Source organism: Rhizobium jaguaris (genome assembly GCF_003627755.1).
GTDB lineage: Bacteria > Pseudomonadota > Alphaproteobacteria > Rhizobiales > Rhizobiaceae > Rhizobium > Rhizobium jaguaris.
This window is the reverse complement of the sequence record NZ_CP032694.1, coordinates 3773371-3797141: the sequence shown is the minus strand read 5'-3', so window position 1 is coordinate 3797141 and position 23771 is coordinate 3773371. Positions and strand designations below refer to the sequence as shown.

Here is a 23771-nt window from a genome sequence, read left to right as displayed (position 1 = left end):
TAAAGCGGCTCAGGTTTAAGCGGAGTCGCCTGAACCGCTTTAATGTTTGTTTTTACGCCATTCCGGACGGAAACCGCTTCGCACTTGTCCTGGAACTGCTCAGGAGACCTGCGTTAGGATCGTGCACCGACCGTCGGCGATCTTGAGGACAGTCAGGCTTCCACCCATGGCGGCGGCGGTGTCGATGCCGATACGGTTGTTACCAAAGTCGGGTTGCAAGCCCGGCGTGTGACCATGGACCACCAGCAGCGGTAATTGCGGCCCTTCGGAGAGGAAGGGGTCGCGGATCCAGATCAGGTCTTGGTCGGTTTGTTCAGCAAGCGGTATGCCAGGCCGGATGCCGGCATGGACGAAGAGAATGGGGCCGATGATGATGGCGATAGGCAGAGAGCGCAGCAATTCGACATGCGCCCGCGGGACAGCCTGCCGAACGGTTTCGCCGAATTCTTCTATGCTCCGGCCTTCTTCCAGCAGCAGATATTCCGCGTCGACGCCATAGGAGGCGAGCGTTTGAACGGCGCCGAATTCAAGCCAATGGCTGTTGGCGCGCGGATCGTCCAGAAACTTCAGGAAGACGTCGTCGTGGTTGCCGCAGAGGATGTAGCGGTCAAAGCCCGCAGGCGACGGCTCGCACAGGTGCTGCAGCACGTCATTTGATCGCGGACCACGATCGACATAGTCGCCAAGAAGCATCAGCAGCTTCCGGCCAGGAATCGTGGCGGCATCCTCGACGATGCGCCTCTCCGCTTCGATCAACGAGTCGTAGCAGCCATGGATATCGCCTATCGCATAGATGGCTGTGTAGCCCTCTGCGGTCAGATCGATGCGTTGCCGCCGGTGTTGTTCCATGAACTTCGCCGTTCTCCTGCCGATAAGCCGATGAAATAGTCCGGTCATGGACGTACGCCAACACGCAGTGCAATCTTTTGAAATATTCTAATAGTTCCGCCATTTTAAGGCAGCGACAGGACGCTAGTTCAGCCGGTGGCTCAACGCAAGACACGTTGGAGGGCGGAACTTACACTAAGGTTAAGAAAAACAAGGGGATAAGAGCAGTTACGCTTTGATATGGCTAACGCGGCCTTTAGTGGCTGCGGCATTGGAGCGTTTTGCGGCGGATGAATGCTTGTTCGCCGATGGTTCCGCGGTCATTGGAATATCAGCCGCAAGCTCATCCTTCGACGCTTCGGCGACATCCTTCGAAATCGTCCGTGCCGTTGCGATCACCGTACGGTGAATTTCCTCGACGCGACGCTCATCGACACCGGCGACGAACGGGATGCTGACGGCCGCGATCACCGCATTCGAAGCATCGCGGACGGGGGCGGCAAAGGCATGAACACCGACCATCTGTTCGCCCGTATCGCGCGCCCAGTCGCGTTCCCGGATGAGGGCGAGTTCTTCCAGCATGCGTGCCGGGTCCGAGATCGTCTGGCTGGTCAGGGCATCGAGCTTGGAAAGGCGCCGGTCGATATCCTCCTGCGGGGAGAATGCCAGCAGGATCTTGCCCGCAGCGCCCGCATGGATCGGCAAGCGCTGACCGGCCGACGCCGTCAGCGCATATTGGCCGCGGCCCTGGCTGGCAGCAACGACGAGGATTTCGTCGCCCGACAGCACGGTAAGCTTGCCGCCTTCACCCGTGACATCAGACATCTGGTTCAGATGCGGCTGGGCGATCGCTAAGAGATCGTAACTCGCGACATTTGGCGCCACATGGGCTGCAAGCGTCAGCAGCCGCCGACCGAGCGTGTAGGTGCCGGCGGGCGAGCGGTGGACGAAATCATGCGCGCTTAGCGTATTCAGCATGCGGTAGACGGTGGTCCGCGACAGCTTCACGGCTTTGACGACCTCGCGGATCGTCGCACCTTCCGGTGTCCGCTCGAGCAGTGCAAAGACATCCACCATCCGCTCGATGACCGGAATGCGATATTTCTGCGATGCTTCTTCACTGATCTCAGCCATGCCAAATCCTTGAGATGGATGCCATGGGCGCGCATCCTCCACCCTTTTCCCCTGCATTCCTTACGCAAAGCGCTGCTTCCACGCAATGCACCATCAGTGCACCATCACTGCGATTGACTTTAGCAGAAAATTACTCCTAAATTCACACATGAACGCATCATAGTTCAAATAAAAACATCTGGCATCATATCCTCCGCAACATTTTGCGATGACGGTCCTGATGTCGAAGCCGGCGACATCCGTGGGAGCGGATGTGTCCGATGGCTGAGAGGAGATTGCCGGGGCCGCGATGGCTTTGGCTGAGGAAACAGTTCAAAGAGGAGGTACTGCACGTGAGGAATGTGAAATCGATTGGCCACGTCGCCGTCAGCGTCAAGGATATCGAGCGTTCGCTCGACTTCTACGTGAACAAGCTTGGTTTTGATGAGATGTTTCGTCTGGAGCGCGACAACCGTCTCTGGATCGTCTATCTGCGCATCACCGACACGCAATATATCGAGCTGTTTCCGGACGCGGTCGGCGACAGCGCACCGCCCTTTGCCAATGTCGGTTTCAACCACCTTTGTCTGGAAGTCGATGATATCGATGGCGCGATTGCCGAGCTGACCAGTAAGGGCGTCGTGCTCACCGCGGAAAAGAAGCTCGGTGTCGATCATAACTATCAGGCCTGGATCGCCGATCCCGAAGGCAACCGCATCGAGCTTATGCAGCTCGGCGAGAAGGCCCTGCAACTGCAGGCGATCGCCCGCATCAAGGCCGGGAGCTGATCGCGATGGATCTCTTCAAGCATCTCGGCCACATCGCATTGCGCGTTGCCGATCTGGATGCGTCGCTCGCCTTCTACAACAAGCTCGGCTTTCGCGAGATGACGCGGCTGCTGAACGACAAGGGCGAGGCTTGGATCGTTTATCTGCGCATCAATGACGACCAATATCTCGAACTTTTCCCCAAGGGCGTCGACAGGCCGGAAACCGGGCCGAACAGCATCGGCATCTTCCACATCTGCCTGACGGTCGAAAACATCGACACGACCTTCGCCGAACTGGCGAAAGTCGGCATCTATCCGAGCAAACCGCGCCCGGAAAAGCCGGGCATCGACCACAATCGTGGCGGCTGGATCGAAGATCCCGACGGCACGCAGATCGAGGTCATGGAAATGGCGCCGAACTGCATCCAATTCCAGGCCATCGAACGGCTGCGAAAAGAGCCGGCCTGAGGATAAACAGTTTCTCCCGGACGCCGTCGCGGGCGATGAAAATCGCTCTGGCGGTGACCGGGAGTTCCACGTTTAGGCCGTGCAGATGCCCGCGACACCGACCTTTTGGAAAAGATGCGGCCTAGCGACAGCGGATGAGGGATATGCGGTGATCGCGGCGCGGAAGTCCGGGTGACTGAAAGCGGCTTGAAACGTCTCGGTCGACTCCCAGATGGCATAGTTCAAATAGGTCGGGTTATCGCCCAAGGCCCGATGAAGCTGCGTCGAGATGAAGCCGGGCTGCCGCTTCATGAAATCGGCATCGTCCTTCCAGACTTCCAGGAAGCGCGCTTCGTCGGCTGGATCGAGCGTGAAGAGATTGACGAGCACGACCGGCGCGGCCTTGACAGCGAGCTGGCGGCCAATCGGAAATGTTTCGTCGAGTGGTTGCATGTGCGTCATTTGAGCCTCCGTTCATATTGGTATAATGATGTCAATGTGGTATGATGCATACCTAATACTTTGACATGATGATGTCAATAATAATATATGGTGACAAATGAACGACACGACGAGAAGCCCAGCAGGCGAAGCCTTGACCGATCTGATCCTTTCGATGTTCAGGGTGAACAACCTGACCCTGACCTGGGGAGACAGGCTTGTGGCGGCCTATGGGCTGACCAGCGCGCGATGGCAGATACTCGGTGCAATCGTGAATGCCGATCGGGCGCAGCCGGTTGCCTGGCTGGCCCGAGATCTGGGGGCAAACCGCCAGAACGTGCAGCGGATCGTAAATGACTTGCATGAGGACGGGCTGGTCGTATTCGAGCCCAACCCACATCATCGGCGGGCGCACCTCGTCGTGCTGACCGACAAAGGGCAGCTAGCCTATGACGCCGCGATCAGAGCTTATAACCCGCGCGTCAACGCGATGACCGAAGGGCTCTCGCTTGAAGACATCCAGACCGCACATCGCGTCATGGCGGCGCTGCGGGAACGACTTGATGGAGAACTAGATGCTGAAAAGCGCGACTGATCGCTAAGGGCGCTCACCGTCACCGTTCACCTAGGGCGGTTCGGTTTCACGGAATCTGAGAACCGCTCTATCCCTTTGTTTTTTCGCAATTTTCGGACGGAAAACCGCTGCGCACTTTTCCTAAAATTGCTCTAGCTGGTCCGATGTTTTTCTGCACATGGTCGGCAGGGCCGGGAGGGGCCATGCGGATTGATTTAGATCTTCGCTTCAAGTCTTGCCGCGAGAGGCTACGCTCTATCCTTCGAAGTACCTTTTGCGCAAAGGCAGAAGAAGGATTGCCGACGCAACTCCCAAAGCGGCGCCGATGAAAGTTTCCCAAATGCGCGCCGCAAGCACCCACGCTGAATATTCGCCACTGGCCGCCAAGGTGACAACCAACGCGAAGGCGAAAGCGGCGCATGCAATGTCGTAACGCTCCGGCAGAGCCATGGCGTAGATGATCATTGCGATTGCCGCCATGATCCAGATCAGGATTTGGACATCTGCGGCAATCGGGAGCCAGGCAAGACCCAAGGGAACGCCGATCATCGTACCGATCAAGCGTCCGCGAGTACGCTCCATTGTTCCGGTGAACGAATTTGTGACGGTATAAGTGCAGGCCGTGATGGCCCAAGCGGATTCCTGCATGCCGAACTTGTCGCGCGACGCGACGATGGCGATGGCGGCAACGGCCGCCTGCAACCCGGTTATCAATTCTGGCGAGCACCAGCCGCGCTCGGCGCTTTTCGGCATCGCCATGGTGGGCGGAAGAACCGGTCGCTCGGCAGGCCCGCTCAGCAGACGAGGAACCATTGCCGCGACGGTCGCAATCAGGCCTGCCGCCACGATGGCCCTTAGGTCCGACGCCGTGAGACCCGTGCCATAGGCAAGAAGTTGGCCAATATAGACCTGCGACCCAATCCCGCCGCCAAGAATTCCAAAGCGTTTGAGATAGCCGACAAGGAATGCACCACTCGCCAATATGAGTTCAACGCCGGGAAGCCCGGTTCCGTTGAGAGCAGGCGCACTTACGGCCATAACAAGTGCACCGGCTGTCGCAGATGCGGTAAGAAGTGCGATATCCCGGCTCGATTCGAAACGCGACGTCCGCGCTTCCGAAACACTCGCCCAAAGCGCGATGCCGCCGGCGAGTACACTTACGGAAGCGGCACCGGTGAGATGCGTCAGATCGTGAAGCGTGCCGAGCAGAGCTGCGATGCCGTAGGCCGTGACAAGCCGGAGCCCTTTGATGCGACGGTGAACGCCTGGGTCGATCCGATCGATCCATGAAATGACGCTTGCGGTCATTTTCTTGTAGGTGAGGACCGGGCCGGACGCATCAGCCGGCGCCGAGCGCTCCGGCGGGCGGCTTTCGATGTCGGATTCATCTGGAGTTCTGTCACTCATTGAGAAACTCAATCTCAATTAGACCGGTATGACATAACTATTAGCTGCTGCGTGATCGTTATGACAATCATAAAGCATGGGCACAAAGCACGCTGCGAGCGATCCCTTCGGCAGACTTGATCCGGCCGTCTTGCGAGGCGCTCGGAAATTCCCGCCGCGAAACAAAAATACCCGGCGAAATCGCTCTCGCCGGGTTCAGATACGATTGCTTCTCAAGCTCGATCAGAAGATCTGATCATAGGCATCCTGCATCGCCTTGACGAAATCGTCCTCGGTGCGGTTCGGGTCGCTCCAATATTTGTCGGCCTGCTCCCAGATCGTTCGATACCAGTCGGCATCGGCGGTGTTGAAGGGGTTGGAGACCTGCTTGTTCGGGTCCTTCAGCGTTTCGAGGACGAGCTTGTTGCAGGCGTCGAGATTGGAGGTGTCGACATCGGTGCGGACCGGGCTTGCGCCCTTCTTCAAGACGAAGGCGGCGTTGATTTTCGGATCGACGTCGAGCTTGGCGAAGTCCTCCTGCGCCTTGGCGGTGTCGGCATTATTGGTGTTGAGGAAGCCCCAGGCATCGACCGTCACGACCACGGCCTTGGTGCCGGGGATGTTGATGCAGTCGAAATCGGTGCCGAGCTTCTGGTTGGCGGCGAGGAATTCACCCTTCATCCAGTCGCCGTGGATCTGCAGCAGTGCCTTGCCGGTGATGACAAGGTTGGTCGTGTCGTTCCATTGGCGATTGGGCGAGCCAGGATCGGTATGCTGCTGGATCTGGCGGAAGCGCTTCAGCGCGGTGCGCATTTCCGGCGTGTCGATCACGCTCTTGTCGGGTTTTTCGCCGTAGAAGCGATTGTAGATATCTGGGCCTTCCTCGGAGGCGATCACTGCCTGCAGGAGGTAGGCCTTCTGGAACTGGTCGCCCCCTTGTGCGATCGGGATATAGCCCTTGGCTTTCACTTTGTCGAAATCAGCAAAGAGATCGTCGAGGGATTTCCAGGACTTGGGATCGACGCCGGTCGCTTCGGCGACATGCTTGTTGTAGTAGATCATGCCATCGATATGGACCGTCGCCGGCGCCTTCATGATCTCACCGTCGACCGTGATGTTTTTCAGGACGGCCGGCGGAAAGTTCTTGGTGGCGCCGATGCTGTCGAAGAGTTTCGTCAGGGGCACGCCGAGGCCCTGCTTGGTCAGGTCGCGATAGATGCCGGGATCGGAGTTCATGAAGATCGCGGGCGGATTGCCGCCGGTGATCATGTTCATCAGGCTGACATTGGCGCCGGAATCATGGGCGATCGACAGGTCCTTCCACTGGTGTCCGTCCTTGCCCCAGGCGTCCCGCAATACGCCGAGCGCGGCGATTTCGGAGGGTTTGGACCAGGTATGATAGACGACGACCTCATCGGCCGAAGCCGTGCCGCCAAGCACCGTGCCCGCCAGCAACGCCGCGGCCAGACCTAAAGCTTTCCACTTCATCATGCTTCCTTCCTCCCATCAGAATTGTCTTCAGAAAACTTGAGGCCTCAAAGCCGCTGCCCCGTCTGCGCGTCGAAAACATTCAGCTTGTCGAGCGGCAGATAGACCGGCAGATCCGTGCGGCCACGGTAGCGATTGGCATTGCGGCCATCGATGCGAACGGCGATCGTCCGCCCGGCAAGCGTCAGGAACGCGAAGGCATCCGCGCCGGACTTCTCGAAATATTCGACGGGGCAGTCGAATCGCACGGTCTCGCCGCCGTCCTCATGCGGCTCCGTGAAGAAATCCTCGGCGCGAAAGCCGACCTTGACCGCGCTGCCGGCCACGCCCTTGTTCTTCCATTTGTAAGCATCGAGGTTGATCGAGACGGCGTTCGGCTCATCGACCGCGACAAGGCCGCTACCGTTCTGCTTGACCGTGCAATTGAGCACATTCATTGCCGGGGAACCGACGAAATCGGCGACGAAGAGATTGGCGGGCTCGTTGTAGATCTGGTCCGGCGTGCCGAACTGCTGGATGACGCCCTTGTCCATGACCGCGATCTTCGTGGCCATCGTCATGGCCTCGACCTGATCGTGGGTGACGTAGACGACGGTGTTCTTCAACTGGTTATGCAGTTTCTTGATCTCGATGCGCATCTCGTTGCGCAGCTTGGCGTCGAGATTGGAGAGCGGCTCGTCGAACAGGCAGACGCCGTACTGTTTCACCAGTGCCCGGCCGATGGCGACGCGCTGGCGCTGACCGCCTGATAGTTGCGATGGCTTGCGGTCGAGCAGGTGCTCGATCTGCAGGAGCTTCGCAGCCCAGGCAATGCGCTTGTCGGCCTCCTCCCTGGAAATGCCCCGCGAAGAAAGGCCGAAGTTCATGTTGCCGCGCACGGTCTTGGTCGGATAGAGCGCATAGGACTGGAAGACCATGGCAAGGCCGCGGTCCTTCGGATCGAGATAGCTGACATCGCGCTCGCCGATCCTGATCTCGCCGCCGTCGATCTCCAAAAGTCCTGCCAGCAGATTGAGCAGGGTCGTCTTGCCGCAGCCGGAGGGGCCGAGCAGGACGAGGAATTCGCCGTCGCCGATCTCCAGGTTGAGGTTTTCGATGACGGTGAGAGCGCCGAATTTCTTGACGATATTATTGAAGGCAATGGTCGGCATTACGCTATCCCTTGATTGCGCCGGCGGTGATGCCCTGGACGAAGAATTTGCCGAGAACGAAATAGATGACGAGCGGGGGCAGGGCGGTGAGCAGCGCCGAGGCCATGTCGACCGCGTAGTTCTTGGCGCCCGTCGTCGTCACGGTGATGTTGTTCAGCACCACCGTCATCGGCTGCGTGTCCTGCGCGCCGAAGGTGAGGCCGACGAGGAAGTCGTTCCAGATGCCCGTGATCATCAGGATCAGCACGACGACCATGATATTGCCCGACATCGGCAGGACGATCTCGAAGAAGATGCGCCAGAAGGAGCCGGAATCGATCATCGCCGCCGCGATGATCTGCGGCGGCAGGCCGCGGAAATAATTGCGGAAGATCAGCGTCAGAAAGGGTAGAGACAGGACGCTGTGAATGACGGCGATGCCGAAGGTGGTGCCATAGATATGCAGGCCGCCGGCGATCTTGATCAGCGGGTACATGATGATCTGGAACGGCACGAAGGCGCAGATGAACAGCACGAACAGGAAGCCATTCGCCCATTTGACGTTCCAGAGCGCCAGGCCATAGCCGGTGACGATCGAAAGCGAGATCGTCAGTACCAGGCTCGGCGCCAGAATATAGAGCGAATTGACGAAGCCGACGCGCACGCCGTTGCAGTTCATGCCGGAACAGGCCTGTGTCCAGGCATAGGACCAGGCTTCCGTGGTCCAGGGCGAGGGCAGGGAAAAGATCTGCCCGAGGCGGATCTGATCCATCGTCTTGAACGAGGTGACGATGACGACATAGAGCGGCACGGCGAAGAAGGCGGCCGCCATCAGCAGGAAGACGAAGATCACGACGCGGCTCGGCCGGATCAAGGGCCGCCGCCGCGCCTTGACGGCGGAGGGGGCCGACGTGCCGGCATTGGAACTGATCGCCGTCATGTCGCGCTCCTCTTCTGTCTCCAGACCGTTACCAAGACCAGCGGCAGGAACAGGACGAGCGTGGTCAGCAGCATGATCGTGGCGCCGGCCGAGGCGTAGCCGAGATTCTGTTTCTGCCAATAGGCGTCGATGACGAAATAGGCGGGCATGATCGAGGCGCCGCCGGGGCCGGCATTGGTCATCGCGACGATGATGTCATAGGCCTTCACCACGCCGATGCAGAGCAGGATGATGCAGGTGAAAAAGGTGAGCTTCATCATCGGGATGATGACTTCTATATAGAGCCGCCAGAAGGGCACGCCGTCGAGGCGGGCGGCCTGCCAGATCTCGGTATTGATCGATTTCAGTCCAGACAGCATCAGCGCCATGAAGAAGCCGGTCGACTGCCAAACGGCGGCGAGAATGACGCCGAACATGACGGTGTCCTGGCTCGCCAGCCAGTTGAACGAGGCGCTTTGCCAGCCGAGTGAATGCAGCACGTTTTCGACGCCGAGGCCTGGATTGAACAGCCAGCGCCAGACGAGGCCGGTGACGATCAGCGATATGGCGAGCGGATAGAGAAAGATGGTACGGAAGATGCCTTCGCCGTGCACTTCCTTGTCGATCATCGCGGCCAGGATGAAGCCAAGGATGATGGAAAACAGGCTGCCGATCGCGAAGATCACCAGGTTTTGCAGCGATAACAGCCACGAGGCATCATGAAACAGCCGCCAATATTGTTTCCAGCCGACCAGTTCGTAGTCGGGAAAGCGTCGGCTTGCCGTGAAGGACAGATAGACCGTCCAGGCAATGGCGCCGATAAAGAATACGAGCGTCATCAAGGCCGCCGGCGCGACGGCCAGATGCGGCGTGACACGGCTCCACCGGATTCCCATGAGCCTCCTCCCCAGGTCGCCGCCCGCTCACTCCCAGAAAGCTTGCGATACCTGTTTTTATATGAACTTCCTCTAGTTCATAACGAATTAAATATTGGTGCGGGTTGCCGCAGATGTCAATGATGTCAGGGGATTCATTTGCGGCGGGGATACGGGCTTGTTTTTATTTGAATAGGTGAGGGAGATGCGACAAGCGCTTGGCCTATCTCGCCCTCGGCGGGCGAGAAAGCAAAATCAGTATTTAGCCGTGAGGCTAAGTGCTAGATTTTGCAAGAGAGGGGGTAGGCAGGGGCGCTCGGTCTCAAGAATGAGCAAGTAACGGACCCCCGCCCTTGCAATTTCAATGGCTTAGAAATTGCGCCAAGCTATTGAGCGAATAGAGGTTCAGATATCGCAATTCCTAAACCAGTGAAATTGCTTTCCCGCCCGCCAAGGGCGGGATAGGGCCGCCTCACCCTCCCGTTGCCGCGTCATGGTTCTTCTCCTCCGGCAATCAGAGCATTTTCACTCAGCAGATCGCGCCACAAGGTCGGGCCCCCGAATGCGCCGGACTTCGAGATCACCGTGGTCCCTTGCCATGGACCGCCGACAATTGTGGAGAGGGGCAGGCCTGGCGCGGCCTGGCCGGTAATGCTGAGGGCTGTGACGTCGAGCGCCGAGCAAAGATTTCGCAAGGTTTCGCCACCGGCGACAATCAACGTGGCCGGAGCCGGCAGTGTCTTGGCTATGCCGGCGAAGGTCGCCTCGATCCGCCTCGCCGCATCGTCGCGTTCGAGCCCTGTCGGCAGATCGACGCTGACCATGGCGACGCCGCTTTGCCGGATTTGTCGATCGACGGTATCGGCATCCGCGCCTTCCGAAAGCTTCAGCCAATAGGGGCCGCAGGCCTGGAGTTGCGCGAGCGTGATCGGCTGGTCCGAGCCAAACAGGCCAAGCACCGGTCTCTGCAGCCGGCGCGAAACAGGCACGGCGGACACGGATCGCGCGGGTCGCCCTTCGCCCGCGCGCTTTCCAGGATGAGATTGATGACGCGTTGCCAGATCGATATTCCGCGCTAGTGCCCGAGCCAGCCCGCCGGTGCCGCTCCAAAGGACCGGTCCCGGCAGCTCGGATGAAACCCACGCGATGACGGCGTCCAGGTCGTCGTCCGAATGGGCATCGAAAACATGGATGCCTTCCGGTATGGATGTTACGGCATCGGCAGGGTGCTCACTGAGCGCTGTGCTGAAGGCCGGCAATCCTTCCGCTCTCAGTTGAGCGGCCAGGTCGCCGCTGACATCGCGCCAGGCGTCGTTGCCGGCAAAAAGCACCTGCCGACCGCCCCTTGTGTGCCGCCCGTGATGCGGAAAGGCCGGCGCCAGAATGCAATGCCGCCAGTGGCCGAGCCGAAAGCAGGCTGCGAGTTCCGCTGCCCAAGGCCCGCGAAACAGGCTATCCACCTTCTTGAAGGCAAGATCGGCGCCCTCGAGCAGCGGCGCGAGGCCGCCGACGATAGCAGCTGCTTCGGCTGCCGATTTCTCGCGGGTGCCGCTATCGATGGCGAGACAATCCGGCAGGCTTACCGGAAGTGCATCTTCCCGCTGTACCTCGATCGGCCCATAGACGCCGACGAATTCGACCGCCGTGTCAAGCGCGCCGGTCAGATCGTCAGCAATGAGGCGGAGGGTGGGCATGAGCGATCATCGCCTCCAAAGGGCTCGGGATGCGGTGGAGATAAGCATGGGAATGACGTTCCGGTGTGCCGATTTGGGTGGGTGCAGTCTTTAAATTATGGGGGAGTTGTCAAGTCGAATGGGCCCGTAATCCGATTGGATGACCCAGGGGAACCTTGCTCGGAATGGTAGGCGGACTTATTCTGAACTGTTCGCGAGCCTGCCCCAGCGTGCAGCCGAGGCGGAAGGCCCGGCGACACAGGGAGGTTGTCATGAAAATCGCGTCGATACTTGCAATCGGCTGGATCGGATTTTGTGGAATCGCTTCCTTTGCCTTGGCAGAGCAGGCACATACACTGGTGGTTCCCAATGATGTCAAGTGGGGCCCAGCCCCCAAAGTGCTTCCTGCCGGAGCACAAGCGGCGGTCTTGTTCGGCGATCCCACGAAGAAAGGTTTATTTGCCCTACGGCTCAAAGTGCCAGCCGGCTACGCGATCCCACCGCACACGCATCCTGGGGATGAGGTGGTCACGGTGATATCGGGGACGACCAATTTTGGAATGGGCAAGACCGCCGATCGGAGCGCCACCAAGCCACTGCCTGCGGGCAGTTTCTTCGCGCTGCCGCCCGGCACGGCGCATTTCGTTTACTTTAACGAGGAGACTGTCCTCCAGATCACCACCAATGGCCCCTGGGGGATCAAATATATCAATCCGGCAGACGATCCTCAAAAGTCGCAATAGCTCGTTGGAGGCCTTGAAGGTTGCTGCCCTGTCGCGGAGCGCGACGGACGTCGCACCAAAGAATCGGTCCGCGCGCCGGTAGCCATTGGGCAATGAACAGCGTGCAGTCTTCGGCCTTCGCCGAGGCTTGCCGACGTTCGCTTCGTCGCCCTTCGCAGCGCCGCAGATCCGCGCTGCGGCATTCGCCACGTTTACTCGCAAGCTGATATGCGGCTATGCTCGCGTCCCGGCGATGGGGCATGGTGGTCCCTGTCGATCCAAGGAGAACAGAGTGAGCTACGATTTCCATGTGGGCCAGAAGGTCGTTTGCATCGATGACACGTTCAAGCATGTCAGCATCGACCAATTGATCCGCAAGGGGACGATCTACACGATCCGCTGGGTCGGCGAATATACGCATTATGTCGACGGCACGTTCATCGGCGTGAAGCTCGAGGAGATCCATCGCGGCAACGACGATGGCCCCGAGGGTTATGGTGCCGCCGATATGCCCTACCGCGCCAGCCGCTTCCGTCCGTTGGTGAAGGACAAGATCGCCTCGCTCAGAAAGCTGCTGGCGCCGACACCCGATGCGCCGGCGGAGTCGAAGGTCAAGACCAAGAAGACGGAAAAGGTCTGACGGGAAGACGGAATGGGCGGCCTGAATCTCTGCCGCCCTTGGGTTTAAGCCTGCCGCGCCCTGACAAGCCCATGCTCGATCAGCCGGTCGACGAGTTCCGGATAGGAAATGCCGGATGCGCCCATGGCCTTGGGATACATGCTGATATTGGTGAAGCCGGGCATGGTGTTGATCTCGTTGATGACGACGCTCAAATCCGGCCTCACGAAGAAATCGACGCGCGCCAGGCCTTCGCATCCAAGCGCGCGGAAGCCTTCGGCGGCCATGCGCTTCAGCACCTCGGCCGTCTCGGCGGGAATATCCGCGGGCACGGTGATCACGGCGCCGTCCTGATCGAGATATTTCGCCTCGTAGGAATAGAAGCCGTGCGTCGCCGCAGTTGCGATCTCGCCCGGCACGGAGACGAAGAGCGTACCGTCCAGCTGTTCCAGCACCGCGCATTCGATTTCCCGGGCGCGGACGAATTCCTCGACCAGCACCTTGCGGTCATGCCGGAAGGCCTCGGCAAGCGCGCTCTCGAACTGGCCGGCATCATGCACCTTGCTGACCCCGACCGACGATCCCTGACGGGTGGGCTTGACGAAGACCGGCGAGCCGAGCGCGCTCACGATCTCATCGAAGCTCTTGATATCGCCGCGCGTAAGCGTGACGGAGCGCGCGACCGGCAGCCCGGCCTCGCGCAGCAGGCGCTTTGCCATATCCTTGTCGATCGCGTTCGCAGACCCCAGAATGCCGCAGCCGACGAGGGGCACGCCGACGATCTGGGCAAGGCCCTGAATGGAGCCATCCTCGCCGTTGAGCCCATGCAGCACCGGAAACAGCACGTCGATATCAGGCAATTCGCGCGCACCTGCGCCGTCCAGCGCCATGAGGCGCCCCTTGCCGCCCGGAGCCAGGCAGACTTCCGTGCCTGCATAGGCAATCGGCTCAGGCAGCACGCCGCCCTTTTCCTCAACCAGCAGCCAGCGCCCCGCCCGATCGATCAGGATCGGCACGATCTCATATTTCCCGCCATCGATCGCCTTGATGACATTGCCGGCCGACATGATGGAAACCTCATGCTCGCTGGACTGACCGCCAAACAGAACGGCTACGCGTAGTTTCGACATTAAGGTTTTGCTCCCGGCTCAGACGGATGTGATGAGCCAAGGGTTTAAACGAGGGATTGCAGCTAAATTGGGGAGGAGGGTAGCGACGGAAATGGTTCTTTTTGTGCAGTAGGACGATGAATTTCTCGGCGGGCGCCGTGGTGTTTGCCTCTCGTTTGTTCTCGCGATGGAGGCGAGTTAAGACGATCCACGCACTGTGACCTATTCGAGCCTAAAGTGATATATGCGCCTGGCACAAACAGCGTCTGACAAGGCTCCGATCCCCGCTTGTTCGAATTTTTGGGCAAGCACCGAATTAGATACGCCTGGTTCGACGTAAAAATTATCTGGCATTGTCTGCGGAAAATGCTCGAGAGTGGCTCCGTTCACTTCGATTCTTATCCCTCCAACACAAGTTCCGAAAATGGAATTCTCAAGCTCTCGGACGACATAGTTGTCACCTCTTCTAAGGAATACCGTCACATCTTTGTCCTCAATCATGAAGTCATTCCGAATAACTGCGTACTTAATCGCGTCACTTCTTGCAGAAGTGCCAGCGGGATTGGTAGAGTTGAATAGCTTTGTTGGCGATTCGCCGCTATTTACCAGGTAGTTGTTTATATATATTCGCCCGAAATCATCCGCGTCGCCTCCTGCTATTATGAACTTCCTTACGTCCACCTTTTTCCGAGCGCCTTCCGGCATGCGTATCTCTTCAATTCTTCCCGTCCCGGCAATGATGTGAGGTTCGGCAGGAGGTAGCCACTCGCCGAAAAAATATACGATTGGAAAGCCGCTTGCCGTGCCTATGATTAAGCTTAAAAGCGCGCCAATTACGTGCTTACGTGCTCGCCGACTTGCCATCTTGCTTGCGGGCTTGCGGTTTGGTGCATGCTTGCGCTCTGGCGCATCAGTTGCAGACGGCTCCATTCAGAATCTCACAACGTTTTCGGCTCAGACTCGCCTGAGCCCAGCGGCTCCAGTTCGCGATGTCAGATATGTTGGCAGGAATGGCTGTTGGGGCGAGGTTCATTTTGAAGTGCAGTCTCTCGCAGACTCGGTAGGAAGGATCGGCACTTAGCGTCATGTAGGGGGCAATATGCAGCGGGTCAGCGGTCTCTCCGTTGCCGTAGCTAGGAAAATCAATAAATTCAATATTGTCAGCTTCATTACTCGAAGATTTTCCAGACGCTGGAGTAATGTTGAAGATCTTTTGAATATTCGAGCTTTCAGTGCTCAAAGAAATTGTCCCGCGAAGGCTGCAATCACCGATACCTGAGTTTGACGATATTATGTCCAAGTAATTATCGCCTGGAACAAGGAGCTGCAAAATAGATTCTTCATGCGGAAGCTCATATTTTTCTCTAATGTTATGCAGTGAGCTGTCCAGTATGTTATTAGTCGCTACATTGAACTCAGTGTCGAGGAATTGCGAAGGCTTGTGACACTGATACTGCATCAAGCAGTTCACCTCGCTACTAAATATCCTGTATCCATTAAAGAAAAACTCGAATGTACTGAACCCGTCGTAGGAATCTAACTTAATTGAAGCTTTGGACAAAGGCTCAGTGATGGGCTCCTTCGTCACAGCAATTTCTCGTTCGTACATCTGAAGGAAATCCGTATCACTTGGACTCATTTTTAACAAATCGAGAAATAACGAACATGAAAAAGCAAGAGAAAGAAAGAATATCGACCCCAATGCGAAAATAGGAAGCACCCACCGAGGAGGACGATAGTCAGACTCAACGTCAATAACGGGAAGTTTCTTTAATGGGCGACCGAGAAGATAGAGGAAAGCAAAGCCAAGCGTTGGGGTAAGCATAGCCGCGCAGAAACTCCGCAGGTCAACTGCGCCAACGCCAAACAACGTCGAGCCAAATGTTCCCACAAGCGTCGCCCCTCTTGTTGTGACGCCAAATAAAACCCGTTCTGGATGATGCCCTGTCCCATTATTATAATGATCTTATTTATCGCCAATGTCACGTTGCTTTTTTGTTGGCGGCACAACTTAAGCCTCCTAGCTAGGCTCAGGACCCATAAATCTGGCGTAACGCTATGATCGGCAGTTCTCACTCGGATCATTCATCAATTTGAGGATTTCGCACTCGCGTAGATCATGATTCAAAGGGGGAAAGCCGTAACATTGATCGGCGTGGGCCAAACGTCGCAGGTCGTTTTACAACCCTATTGAGATCATTGCGCGATTTCACGTCGGATCGGCGCAGTTTTACGGCAAAGGGGCTTGGCTATGTTCAGTTGGGTCGAGCTTTCCAAGCTGTTGCTCACTAACCAATCCGCTTTTTGCGGGCTTAATTGAATGCCGGGAGAAACTCACCAATGGAGCGCCCTATCCCAGGATTGTCCATGACGGCAGCAAAGATGTCGACAGCGCTTTTCTGGCAGGCCAAGCTGTACTTGCGATAGACTTCGATTCGCTCTTGTGGGCTACTCTCGTTTCTCGCGGATAAATAATCTGAATAAGCTGCATCGAACCCTGAGTCAGCCTTCAAGGAGGTAATTTCCGTCAGATAGATCATTGCTTGTCTAGCCTGATCTTCCTTGAGCCAAAATGCGGCATATCTCCAATTTTGCCTGGCTCTAGAAAACAGGGCGTCAAAATCAACAGGCATGGGAGGGTTTCGTTTGCCGTAGGTTGGTTCCGCCAATGCGCTAAATTGATCGCAGATAGCGAATGTGCTCTCCATTGCTTGCTCGACCAGTCGGTTTCGGTCTGAGGAGGTCAGGGCTTCCGTCATCACGCTCGCCTGTCTCACCGAGGTATACAATGCGGCGCATGAGACGATAAGAGCAGCCCAAGCCACCAGATCCAAGTCCTTTGGTAATGCCCGGAGCCTATCCCATATGTAACGCATTTGCTCGCCCTCTGAAACGCTAGAGCGAGGTTATTCGGGCGGCATGCAACTGTCCACAAGTCATCCTATGCGCGGAGGAAGAGCTCCGGCCGCGCACTCTTGAGAACATCCATCCAACATTGCGCGCCGATATTGCACGGATAATCCGTGCAATTCACGCTGTGTTCCGTGCATTTAGGTGGAGTTACACGCAATTATGCCGTGCTTCGTATGAGTAAATCTTTGAAAGACAAAGAAGAAAACTGGTGCTGCTAGAGAGATTTGAACTCTCGGCCTCTCCCTTACCAAGGGAGTGCTCTACCCCTGAGCTATAGCAGCAAACCGTGGCGCCAGTCGGTGCGCCGTGTTGGGCGAGGCGGCTATTGCCATAGGTGAGAGGTAAGTGCAAGCCGCAAATTTCAAGTTCGGCGAAAGATCGCGGGAAAAATTGTGTCGGTCTTTTGAAGGCTGGGGATTTCGGATATGGGAAGGGGATGTGTGCGGATAAGACGAAAACTGGTGATGAGCCGATCTCGCAAGGCGGTTTGACGACTGGCGGAGAGAGGCAAGGCGCGGGCGCGAAGCTGAATATCGAGGCGGAGCGGCGTCGGGAGCGGGCGGCGCAGAAGCTGCGGGAAAATCTTACGCGCCGCAAGCAGCAGGTGAGGGCGCGCCGCGCGGGCCAGGCGGATGAGACGGATGGGCTTCCCGCAGCAAATTCGTCCGATGCGAAGGATGCCGCCGCAAAAATGGACGAATCGTAATGATTGATGTCGCCCATCATCAAAGAGCCATCAAACGAATTGATGCGTTAATCTATTTCGTCTAAACAGCGCTTTCTCCCCAAACGCGTGGAATTTGGCGCACGGAACTTCAGGAAAGGCGGGCCCCGCCCGTAGTCATATATGGATCGTATCAGGATTGTCGGCGGCAACGAGCTCAACGGTATCATTCCGATCTCCGGCGCCAAGAATGCGGCTCTGCCTCTGATGATCGCTTCGCTGCTCACCAGCGATACGCTGACGCTCGAAAACGTGCCGCATCTCGCCGACGTCGAGCTTCTGATGCGCATCCTCGGCAATCATGGCGTCGATGTCGCCGTCAACGGCCGGCGAGAGCGTCAGGAAGACGGCTATTCCCGCACCATCCATTTCACCTGCCGCACCATCGCCGACACGACGGCGCCCTATGAGCTGGTCGCCAAGATGCGCGCCAGCTTCTGGGTCATCGGGCCGCTGCTTGCTCGCGAGGGCCAGGCGCGCGTGTCGCTGCCGGGCGGCTGCGCGATCGGCACGCGCCCGGTCGACCTCTTCATCGAGGGCCTGACGGCGCTTGGCGCCACCATGGAAATCGATGGCGGCTATATCAATGCCACCGCGCCGAAGGGCGGCTTGATCGGCACGCGCTATGTCTTCCCGAAGGTTTCCGTCGGTGCGACGCATGTGATGATGATGGCGGCAACGCTTGCCCGCGGCACGACGGTGATCGGCAATGCGGCGCGCGAGCCCGAAATCGTCGATCTCGCCAATTGCCTCATTGCCATGGGCGCCAAGATTTCCGGCGCCGGTACCAGCACGATCACCATCGAAGGCGTCACCTCACTCTCCGGCGCGCGTCACCGCGTCCTGCCGGATCGCATCGAGACCGGCACCTATGCCATGGCGGTAGCCATGGCCGGCGGCGATGTCCGGCTGGAAAACACCGACATGGCGCTGCTCGACACGGCGCTGGAAAGCCTGCGCCGCGCCGGCGCCGATGTTTCGGCGACCAATAACGGCATCCGCGTGCAGCGCAACGGCGGCGGCATCAAGCCGGTCGATATCGTCACCGATCCCTTCCCGGGCTTCCCGACCGACCTGCAGGCGCAGTTCATGGCGCTGATGACGCGCTCGACCGGCACGTCGCACATCACCGAGACGATCTTCGAAAACCGCTTCATGCATGTCCAGGAACTCGCCCGCCTCGGCGCGAAGATCTCGCTTTCCGGCCAGACCGCCAAGATCGAGGGCGTCGAGCGGCTGAAGGGCGCGCCGGTCATGGCGACGGACCTTCGCGCTTCCGTGTCCCTGGTCATTGCCGGCCTCGCTGCCGAGGGCGAAACGCTGGTGTCGCGCGTCTACCATCTCGACCGCGGCTTCGAGCGGCTGGAAGAAAAGCTGACGCGCTGCGGCGCCATGGTCGAACGCATCAGCGACTGATTCCTCGGCTCTCAAAAGCGGCTCATAAAAAGAGACTGGAGAAGCTCGTTTTCTCCGGTTGCGTCTTGCCCGCCCGCATCCTATTTCCATCACGGGAGAAATGCCGCTATCGGCATTTCTTGTCGGCGATCGGGGATATCAGGCGAATGACCAATCTCAAGCTAATGGCACTCGACAACGAAGACTTGGGCGTCATCTCTGCGCATATGCAGGACAGTGTCTTCAAGATTGGCGACACGAGCTATGCGCCGAAGCTCGGGCAGTTTTCGCTTGCCGCCAACCGTTTCGTCTGGGAACTGTCGGATCAAAAGGACAAGGCGTTCGAGCGTCATCGTTCGGCGCTGGTGTTCAAGCGGGTGCTGGCGGTACGCTCCAGCGGTGTCGACCGGCGCCGGCGCGACGAGGTTCTGTCGCTGCTCGCCATCCGCTTCGATCCGAAAGGCGAGGGGCCGGATGGCACGATCGAGCTGACGCTGGCCGGCAACGCGACGATCGCGCTCGATGTCGAATGCATCGAAGTTCAGCTTGCAGATATCGGCGGCGCGTGGGAAACGGCTAACAAGCCCAGTCATCCGGACGAAGCCTAGCAGCCGGACGACAAACGAGTGTCGGTCGCTTGAGGCGGCCTCGATGTAAAAGGATTATCAGCGTTGGCTATCTGGCTGGATCAGGCGTCGGAAGGATTCGAACAGCTGTTCGCCGCTTTCCTGACGACCAAGCGGGAAGTGTCCGAGGATGTAAATGCCGTCGTACGGGCCATAATCGATGATGTGCGGGCGCGAGGCGACGCGGCTCTTGCAGACTATTCCAGGAAATTCGAGGGCATCGATTTCGCCACGACGCCCATGCGTGTCACTGAAGCGGAGATCGACGCGGCGATCGCAGCCGTCCCCGCCGAGGTGCTGGGTGCCCTCAAGGTCGCCGCCACCCGCATTGAATCGCATCATCGCCGGCAATTGCCGAAGGACGACATTTATGAAGACGAACTCGGCGTCGGCCTCGGCTCGCGCTGGACGGCGATCGAAGCGGTCGGCCTCTATGTGCCAGGCGGCACCGCAAGCTATCCGAGCTCGGTCCTGATGAATGCGGTGCCTGCCAAGGTCGCCGGCGTCGAACGCATCGTCATCACCGTGCCGACGATGGGCGGCGCGATTAATCCAGCGGTACTGGCCGCCGCCCGCATGGCGGGCGTCGAGGAGATTTACCGCATCGGCGGTGCGCAAGCGATTGCGGCACTTGCCTATGGCACCGAGACGATCGCCCCGGTCGCCAAGATCACCGGCCCCGGCAATGCCTATGTCGCCGCTGCCAAGCGGCAGGTTTTCGGTACTGTCGGCATCGACATGATCGCAGGCCCCTCCGAAGTGCTCGTCATCGCCGATAAGCACAACGATCCGGACTGGCTCGCCGCCGATCTGCTGGCGCAGGCGGAGCATGACGAGGGCGCGCAATCGATCCTGATCACCGATGATGCGGCGCTGGGCAAGGCCGTGGAAGGTGCCGTCGAGCGGCAGCTCAAGCAGCTCGGCCGGTCGCAGACGGCGGCCGCGAGCTGGCGGGATTTCGGCGCCATTATCCTGGTTTCCGATCTGAAGCTGGCCATTCCGCTCGCCAACCGCATCGCGGCAGAGCATCTCGAGCTCGCCGTCGACGATCCCGATATGCTGCTTGCCGGTGTTCGCAATGCCGGTGCGATCTTCGTCGGACGTCATACCCCGGAAGTGATCGGCGACTATGTCGGCGGCTCCAATCACGTGCTGCCGACGGCCCGCTCCGCCCGCTTTTCGTCCGGCCTTTCCGTGCTCGATTTCGTCAAGCGCACGTCGATCCTCAGACTTGGCCCCGAGCAGTTGCGCGTGCTTGGGCCGGCGGCGATCGCGCTCGCCAATTCCGAAGGGCTCGATGCCCATGCGCGATCCGTTGCGATCCGCCTCAATCTAGAGGGGTAGGGCATGACTGACGGCGTTTTCCGGCTGAGCGACGTGGTCCTGGACGACACGATCGGCCGTTCGACGCCCGATGTCGAACATGAGCGCGCCGTCGCCATTTTCGACCTGATCGAGGAAAACAGCTTCGAGCCCGTCGGCCATGACGGCGGGCCGTACCAGTTGAACCTGTCGCTTGTGGACCAGAAGCTCGTCTTCGATATCCGAACCGAACAAGGGGCCGTCGTCGCCACCCATATCCTGTCGCTGACGCCGTTTCGCCGGATCGTGAAAGACTACTTCATGATCTGCGAAAGCTATTACGAAGCGATTCGCTCGGCCACCCCCAGCCGCATCGAGGCGATCGACATGGGCCGCCGCGGCATCCACAATGAAGGCTCGCGGACGCTGATGGAGCGGCTGAAGGGCAAGATCATCGTGGATTTCGACACGGCCCGGCGGCTTTTCACACTCGTCTGCGTGCTCTATTGGCGTGGGTGACGGCAATGGAACAGCCGAAGGCCATCGAACATAAGGGGAAGCCGCCGAGCGCCATTCTCTTCATGTGCGGGCTCAACACCATCCGCTCGCCGATGGCCGAGGCGATCGCGCGTGGAATGCTGCCGCAGGGCACCTATATCGCCTCGGCGGGCGTGCGGGCCGGTGAGCGCAACCCCTTTGTCGACGTCGTTCTCAACGAAATCGGCCTTTCGCTCGGCCGACGGCAGCCACGGACCCTGGAGGAGCTGGAAGATGATTTCTTCGACGTCATCATCACGCTCTCTCCCGAGGCGCATCACGCGGCTCTCGAACTGACGCGCGCAAATGCCGTCGATGTCATCTATTGGCCGACCATCGATCCCTCGGCTACAGACGGCACGCGCGAGCAGATCCTCCATGCTTACCGTGAGGTGCGGGACCATCTTCTTGGTCTGATCGAGAGCCGGCTGGTGGAGCATCGCGGCTCTCTTTAGAGTGCTCAATGAAACAAATGCAGAAAGCCTGATCAACGAGGTTCACAAAACCGCGGCGATTGTGTAGTTTCCGCGCAAATTTCCGGCGGCCTCGCTTTTTGCCATGGGCGCCGGCACCAACCCCACAGGAAAAGAAGCTTTAATGCCGAAAGAAGAAGTCCTTGAATTTCCCGGTGTCGTCACCGAATTGCTGCCGAATGCAACCTTCCGCGTGAAGCTGGAAAACGAGCACGAGATCATCGCGCACACCGCCGGCCGCATGCGCAAGAACCGTATCCGCGTTCTCGCCGGCGACAAGGTGCTTGTCGAAATGACACCTTACGACCTGACCAAGGGCCGCATCACCTATCGTTTCAAGTAGTCCGCAGCTCGCATCCGAGCCGGCTCTCCGTCTGCCGCCCGTCACGGTCGAGGTTTTATGGCGCTGAAACACAAGCTGATACTGGCCTCCGGATCGCCGCGCCGCGTCGACATCCTGCATCAGGCAGGAATTGAGCCGGCGCGTCTGATGCCCATGGATATCGATGAGGACCCGAAGAAGTCGGAGCATCCGCGTTCGTTGGCACGCCGGCTTTCGGCGGAGAAGGGCGAGGCGGCGTTTGCGGCGGTGAAGGGTGATGTCGCCTGGCAGGGGAGTTATATCCTCGCCGCCGATACGGTCGTTGCCGTCGGCCGGCGGATCCTGCCGAAAGCGGAATTCGTCGACGAGGCGTCTTCCGCGCTGCATCTGCTCTCCGGCCGCAGCCATGTCGTCTACACCGGCATCTGCCTGATCACGCCTGACCGCAAACTGCGCCAGAAGGTCGTCGAGACCAAAGTTCGCTTCAAGCGGCTGTCCGGCAAGGATATCGACATGTATCTCGCCTCCGGCCAGTGGCGGGGCAAGGCGGGTGCCTACGGCATCCAGGGGCTTGCCGGCTCCTTCGTGCAGAAGCTGATCGGCTCCTATACGAATGTCGTTGGATTGCCACTTTACGAAACCATGCTGCTTCTCGCGGGCGAAGGATTCGACGTTTACGCAGAATGGCAGGAAGGATGATCGTCATGGCAGATGACAAGATCAAGGTGGGCGCAAAGGTCGAGCCGCTGCGCAAGACGCGCGCTTGCGCAGAATGCGGCCGGCCTTCGGTGCGCGAGCATTATCCCTTCTGCTCCGATCGCTGCCGCTCGCTCGATCTGTCACGGTGGCTGAATGGATCCTATGCCATTCCTGTTGCCGACGACGAGACCAAGGCGCCAGACGAGGAATAGGCGCTCCGCCAAGTCGACGAACCCTTTCATTTTATTCGTGAATTACCAAAAATCCATTTCCTGTCAAAAAAGAGTCATTTGCGGCTGGACATGGGCGAACAAGATGCTATAACCCCGCTCGCTTCCGGGGCGAACCAACCGCCCAGGGTCTTTCAAGACCTCTCGATCAGCGTGAAGCAGGGATGCCCAGGTAGCTCAGTTGGTAGAGCAGCGGATTGAAAATCCGCGTGTCGGTGGTTCGATTCCGCCCCTGGGCACCATTTTATTTTCACTTCGAAATCACCGCGATGTGCAGACGCGCGACAAGCTGCGAGCAATTTGTCGGCTTGGCCGACGCGCGTTACGGCACATCCATGACGTGCTGCAACATTTGGCAAGCGATTAGCGGCGTGACTTAGATCCCGCTGGAGTTTCCGATCCCGAATTTCCCCATTGTTTCAATCGGGATGTCGCGACCCGGCTCATCTGAAAGGGA

The 23771-nt window shown here is 58.6% G+C and carries 27 protein-coding genes and 2 tRNA genes; 15 read left to right on the top strand and 14 right to left on the bottom strand.

Annotation, left to right across the window (positions count from 1 at the left end; genetic code table 11):
- Positions 1-99 precede the first annotated feature (99 nt).
- A complete protein-coding gene (locus CCGE525_RS18545; protein ID WP_245472039.1) occupies positions 100-897 on the bottom strand; it encodes a metallophosphoesterase family protein in 798 nt (265 codons plus the stop codon).
- A gap of 159 nt (positions 898-1056) precedes the next feature.
- Complete coding sequence (locus CCGE525_RS18540; RefSeq protein ID WP_245472038.1) at positions 1057-1962, bottom strand: IclR family transcriptional regulator; 906 nt, start codon at positions 1960-1962, stop codon at positions 1057-1059.
- Between the two features lie 332 nt (positions 1963-2294).
- Between CCGE525_RS18540 and CCGE525_RS18535 the strand changes: the two genes are divergently transcribed.
- Positions 2295-2729 carry a VOC family protein gene (locus CCGE525_RS18535; RefSeq protein WP_120705561.1) on the top strand — a complete coding sequence of 145 codons (435 nt, stop codon included), beginning with the start codon at positions 2295-2297 and terminating at the stop codon, positions 2727-2729.
- Between the two features lie 5 nt (positions 2730-2734).
- On the top strand, positions 2735-3178 hold the full coding sequence (locus CCGE525_RS18530) for a VOC family protein (protein ID WP_120705560.1): 444 nt from the start codon (positions 2735-2737) through the stop codon (positions 3176-3178).
- Between the two features lie 72 nt (positions 3179-3250).
- On the opposite strand, the gene CCGE525_RS18525 is transcribed toward CCGE525_RS18530, so the two are convergent.
- Positions 3251-3619: an antibiotic biosynthesis monooxygenase family protein gene (locus tag CCGE525_RS18525; protein ID WP_120705559.1), complete on the bottom strand. Its 369-nt coding sequence runs from the start codon at positions 3617-3619 to the stop codon at positions 3251-3253.
- 97 nt (positions 3620-3716) lie between these two features.
- Between CCGE525_RS18525 and CCGE525_RS18520 the strand changes: the two genes are divergently transcribed.
- Positions 3717-4193, top strand: coding sequence for a MarR family winged helix-turn-helix transcriptional regulator (locus CCGE525_RS18520; RefSeq protein WP_120705558.1), 477 nt, complete (start codon positions 3717-3719; stop codon positions 4191-4193).
- A gap of 234 nt (positions 4194-4427) precedes the next feature.
- Here the strand turns inward: CCGE525_RS18520 and CCGE525_RS18515 are convergent, their stop codons facing one another.
- The 6 genes from CCGE525_RS18515 to CCGE525_RS18490 all read right to left on the bottom strand — a co-directional run bounded on the left by CCGE525_RS18515 (position 4428) and on the right by CCGE525_RS18490 (position 11664).
- Positions 4428-5579, bottom strand: a complete 1152-nt coding sequence (locus CCGE525_RS18515; RefSeq protein WP_120705557.1) for an FUSC family protein — start codon at positions 5577-5579, stop codon at positions 4428-4430.
- 222 nt (positions 5580-5801) lie between these two features.
- Positions 5802-7049, bottom strand: coding sequence for an ABC transporter substrate-binding protein (locus CCGE525_RS18510; RefSeq protein WP_120705556.1), 1248 nt, complete (start codon positions 7047-7049; stop codon positions 5802-5804).
- Between the two features lie 44 nt (positions 7050-7093).
- The gene (locus CCGE525_RS18505; protein WP_120705555.1) at positions 7094-8197 is read right to left on the bottom strand and encodes an ABC transporter ATP-binding protein; all 1104 of its coding nucleotides are present in this window, start codon (positions 8195-8197) and stop codon (positions 7094-7096) included.
- A 4-nt stretch (positions 8198-8201) separates the two neighbouring features.
- Positions 8202-9116 carry a carbohydrate ABC transporter permease gene (locus CCGE525_RS18500; RefSeq protein ID WP_120705554.1) on the bottom strand — a complete coding sequence of 305 codons (915 nt, stop codon included), beginning with the start codon at positions 9114-9116 and terminating at the stop codon, positions 8202-8204.
- Positions 9113-9991 (bottom strand): carbohydrate ABC transporter permease, encoded by an 879-nt coding sequence (locus CCGE525_RS18495; protein WP_120705553.1) that lies wholly within the window; start codon positions 9989-9991, stop codon positions 9113-9115. The genes CCGE525_RS18500 and CCGE525_RS18495 overlap by 4 nt, the downstream gene beginning before the upstream one ends.
- Positions 9992-10461: 470 nt before the next feature.
- Entirely contained in the window at positions 10462-11664 is a 1203-nt protein-coding gene (locus CCGE525_RS18490; protein ID WP_120705552.1) for a four-carbon acid sugar kinase family protein, read from the bottom strand.
- A gap of 251 nt (positions 11665-11915) precedes the next feature.
- Here CCGE525_RS18490 and CCGE525_RS18485 point away from each other — a divergent pair, with 251 nt between their 5' ends.
- Together CCGE525_RS18485 and CCGE525_RS18480 are read left to right on the top strand one after the other, a co-directional pair.
- On the top strand, positions 11916-12386 hold the full coding sequence (locus CCGE525_RS18485) for a cupin domain-containing protein (RefSeq protein WP_120705551.1): 471 nt from the start codon (positions 11916-11918) through the stop codon (positions 12384-12386).
- Between the two features lie 271 nt (positions 12387-12657).
- Positions 12658-13005 carry a CAP-Gly domain-containing protein gene (locus CCGE525_RS18480; RefSeq protein ID WP_120706490.1) on the top strand — a complete coding sequence of 116 codons (348 nt, stop codon included), beginning with the start codon at positions 12658-12660 and terminating at the stop codon, positions 13003-13005.
- A 44-nt stretch (positions 13006-13049) separates the two neighbouring features.
- Here CCGE525_RS18480 and CCGE525_RS18475 read toward each other — a convergent pair whose 3' ends face one another.
- The 5 genes from CCGE525_RS18475 to CCGE525_RS18455 all read right to left on the bottom strand — a co-directional run bounded on the left by CCGE525_RS18475 (position 13050) and on the right by CCGE525_RS18455 (position 17287).
- Positions 13050-14114 (bottom strand): D-alanine--D-alanine ligase family protein, encoded by a 1065-nt coding sequence (locus tag CCGE525_RS18475; RefSeq protein WP_120705550.1) that lies wholly within the window; start codon positions 14112-14114, stop codon positions 13050-13052.
- Positions 14115-14315: 201 nt separating this feature from the next.
- Positions 14316-15023, bottom strand: coding sequence for a hypothetical protein (locus tag CCGE525_RS18470; RefSeq protein ID WP_120705549.1), 708 nt, complete (start codon positions 15021-15023; stop codon positions 14316-14318).
- Complete coding sequence (locus tag CCGE525_RS18465) at positions 15004-15984, bottom strand: hypothetical protein (protein WP_162950217.1); 981 nt, start codon at positions 15982-15984, stop codon at positions 15004-15006. The genes CCGE525_RS18470 and CCGE525_RS18465 overlap by 20 nt, the downstream gene beginning before the upstream one ends.
- A gap of 421 nt (positions 15985-16405) precedes the next feature.
- Positions 16406-16852 (bottom strand): hypothetical protein, encoded by a 447-nt coding sequence (locus CCGE525_RS18460; protein WP_162950216.1) that lies wholly within the window; start codon positions 16850-16852, stop codon positions 16406-16408.
- A 360-nt stretch (positions 16853-17212) separates the two neighbouring features.
- Positions 17213-17287: transfer RNA gene (locus CCGE525_RS18455), tRNA-Thr, on the bottom strand.
- A gap of 155 nt (positions 17288-17442) precedes the next feature.
- Here CCGE525_RS18455 and CCGE525_RS18450 point away from each other — a divergent pair.
- The 10 genes from CCGE525_RS18450 (at position 17443) to CCGE525_RS18405 (ending at position 23556) form a co-directional block, all read left to right on the top strand.
- Positions 17443-17712, top strand: a complete 270-nt coding sequence (locus tag CCGE525_RS18450; protein ID WP_245472037.1) for a hypothetical protein — start codon at positions 17443-17445, stop codon at positions 17710-17712.
- A gap of 141 nt (positions 17713-17853) precedes the next feature.
- Positions 17854-19146, top strand: coding sequence for a UDP-N-acetylglucosamine 1-carboxyvinyltransferase (murA, locus tag CCGE525_RS18445; protein WP_120705546.1), 1293 nt, complete (start codon positions 17854-17856; stop codon positions 19144-19146).
- A gap of 146 nt (positions 19147-19292) precedes the next feature.
- Positions 19293-19733: a DUF2948 family protein gene (locus CCGE525_RS18440; RefSeq protein ID WP_120705545.1), complete on the top strand. Its 441-nt coding sequence runs from the start codon at positions 19293-19295 to the stop codon at positions 19731-19733.
- Positions 19734-19796: 63 nt separating this feature from the next.
- Complete coding sequence (gene hisD / locus CCGE525_RS18435; protein ID WP_120705544.1) at positions 19797-21095, top strand: histidinol dehydrogenase; 1299 nt, start codon at positions 19797-19799, stop codon at positions 21093-21095.
- A 3-nt stretch (positions 21096-21098) separates the two neighbouring features.
- Positions 21099-21572 carry a UPF0262 family protein gene (locus tag CCGE525_RS18430; protein ID WP_120705543.1) on the top strand — a complete coding sequence of 158 codons (474 nt, stop codon included), beginning with the start codon at positions 21099-21101 and terminating at the stop codon, positions 21570-21572.
- Between the two features lie 5 nt (positions 21573-21577).
- Positions 21578-22045: an arsenate-mycothiol transferase ArsC gene (locus CCGE525_RS18425; RefSeq protein WP_120705542.1), complete on the top strand. Its 468-nt coding sequence runs from the start codon at positions 21578-21580 to the stop codon at positions 22043-22045.
- A 142-nt stretch (positions 22046-22187) separates the two neighbouring features.
- The gene (infA, locus tag CCGE525_RS18420; protein ID WP_004117876.1) at positions 22188-22406 is read left to right on the top strand and encodes a translation initiation factor IF-1; all 219 of its coding nucleotides are present in this window, start codon (positions 22188-22190) and stop codon (positions 22404-22406) included.
- Between the two features lie 57 nt (positions 22407-22463).
- Entirely contained in the window at positions 22464-23084 is a 621-nt protein-coding gene (locus tag CCGE525_RS18415; RefSeq protein WP_120705541.1) for a Maf-like protein, read from the top strand.
- Between the two features lie 5 nt (positions 23085-23089).
- Entirely contained in the window at positions 23090-23296 is a 207-nt protein-coding gene (gene yacG, locus CCGE525_RS18410) for a DNA gyrase inhibitor YacG (RefSeq protein WP_120706488.1), read from the top strand.
- A gap of 184 nt (positions 23297-23480) precedes the next feature.
- A tRNA-Phe gene (locus tag CCGE525_RS18405) sits at positions 23481-23556 on the top strand.
- Positions 23557-23771: the final 215 nt, after the last annotated feature.

Coding starts and splice junctions, on each gene's coding strand:
- CCGE525_RS18545 (WP_245472039.1), bottom strand. CDS start 897: ATGACCGGACTATTTCATCGGCTTATCGGCAGGAGAACGGCGAAGTTC.
- CCGE525_RS18540 (WP_245472038.1), bottom strand. CDS start 1,962: ATGGCTGAGATCAGTGAAGAAGCATCGCAGAAATATCGCATTCCGGTC.
- CCGE525_RS18530 (WP_120705560.1), top strand. CDS start 2,735: ATGGATCTCTTCAAGCATCTCGGCCACATCGCATTGCGCGTTGCCGAT.
- CCGE525_RS18525 (WP_120705559.1), bottom strand. CDS start 3,619: ATGACGCACATGCAACCACTCGACGAAACATTTCCGATTGGCCGCCAG.
- CCGE525_RS18520 (WP_120705558.1), top strand. CDS start 3,717: ATGAACGACACGACGAGAAGCCCAGCAGGCGAAGCCTTGACCGATCTG.
- CCGE525_RS18515 (WP_120705557.1), bottom strand. CDS start 5,579: ATGAGTGACAGAACTCCAGATGAATCCGACATCGAAAGCCGCCCGCCG.
- CCGE525_RS18510 (WP_120705556.1), bottom strand. CDS start 7,049: ATGATGAAGTGGAAAGCTTTAGGTCTGGCCGCGGCGTTGCTGGCGGGC.
- CCGE525_RS18505 (WP_120705555.1), bottom strand. CDS start 8,197: ATGCCGACCATTGCCTTCAATAATATCGTCAAGAAATTCGGCGCTCTC.
- CCGE525_RS18500 (WP_120705554.1), bottom strand. CDS start 9,116: ATGACGGCGATCAGTTCCAATGCCGGCACGTCGGCCCCCTCCGCCGTC.
- CCGE525_RS18495 (WP_120705553.1), bottom strand. CDS start 9,991: ATGGGAATCCGGTGGAGCCGTGTCACGCCGCATCTGGCCGTCGCGCCG.
- CCGE525_RS18490 (WP_120705552.1), bottom strand. CDS start 11,664: ATGCCCACCCTCCGCCTCATTGCTGACGATCTGACCGGCGCGCTTGAC.
- CCGE525_RS18485 (WP_120705551.1), top strand. CDS start 11,916: ATGAAAATCGCGTCGATACTTGCAATCGGCTGGATCGGATTTTGTGGA.
- CCGE525_RS18475 (WP_120705550.1), bottom strand. CDS start 14,114: ATGTCGAAACTACGCGTAGCCGTTCTGTTTGGCGGTCAGTCCAGCGAG.
- CCGE525_RS18470 (WP_120705549.1), bottom strand. CDS start 15,023: ATGGAGCCGTCTGCAACTGATGCGCCAGAGCGCAAGCATGCACCAAAC.
- CCGE525_RS18460 (WP_162950216.1), bottom strand. CDS start 16,852: ATGACGGAAGCCCTGACCTCCTCAGACCGAAACCGACTGGTCGAGCAA.
- CCGE525_RS18450 (WP_245472037.1), top strand. CDS start 17,443: ATGTGTGCGGATAAGACGAAAACTGGTGATGAGCCGATCTCGCAAGGC.
- murA (WP_120705546.1), top strand. CDS start 17,854: ATGGATCGTATCAGGATTGTCGGCGGCAACGAGCTCAACGGTATCATT.
- CCGE525_RS18440 (WP_120705545.1), top strand. CDS start 19,293: ATGACCAATCTCAAGCTAATGGCACTCGACAACGAAGACTTGGGCGTC.
- CCGE525_RS18430 (WP_120705543.1), top strand. CDS start 21,099: ATGACTGACGGCGTTTTCCGGCTGAGCGACGTGGTCCTGGACGACACG.
- CCGE525_RS18425 (WP_120705542.1), top strand. CDS start 21,578: ATGGAACAGCCGAAGGCCATCGAACATAAGGGGAAGCCGCCGAGCGCC.
- infA (WP_004117876.1), top strand. CDS start 22,188: ATGCCGAAAGAAGAAGTCCTTGAATTTCCCGGTGTCGTCACCGAATTG.
- CCGE525_RS18415 (WP_120705541.1), top strand. CDS start 22,464: ATGGCGCTGAAACACAAGCTGATACTGGCCTCCGGATCGCCGCGCCGC.
- yacG (WP_120706488.1), top strand. CDS start 23,090: ATGGCAGATGACAAGATCAAGGTGGGCGCAAAGGTCGAGCCGCTGCGC.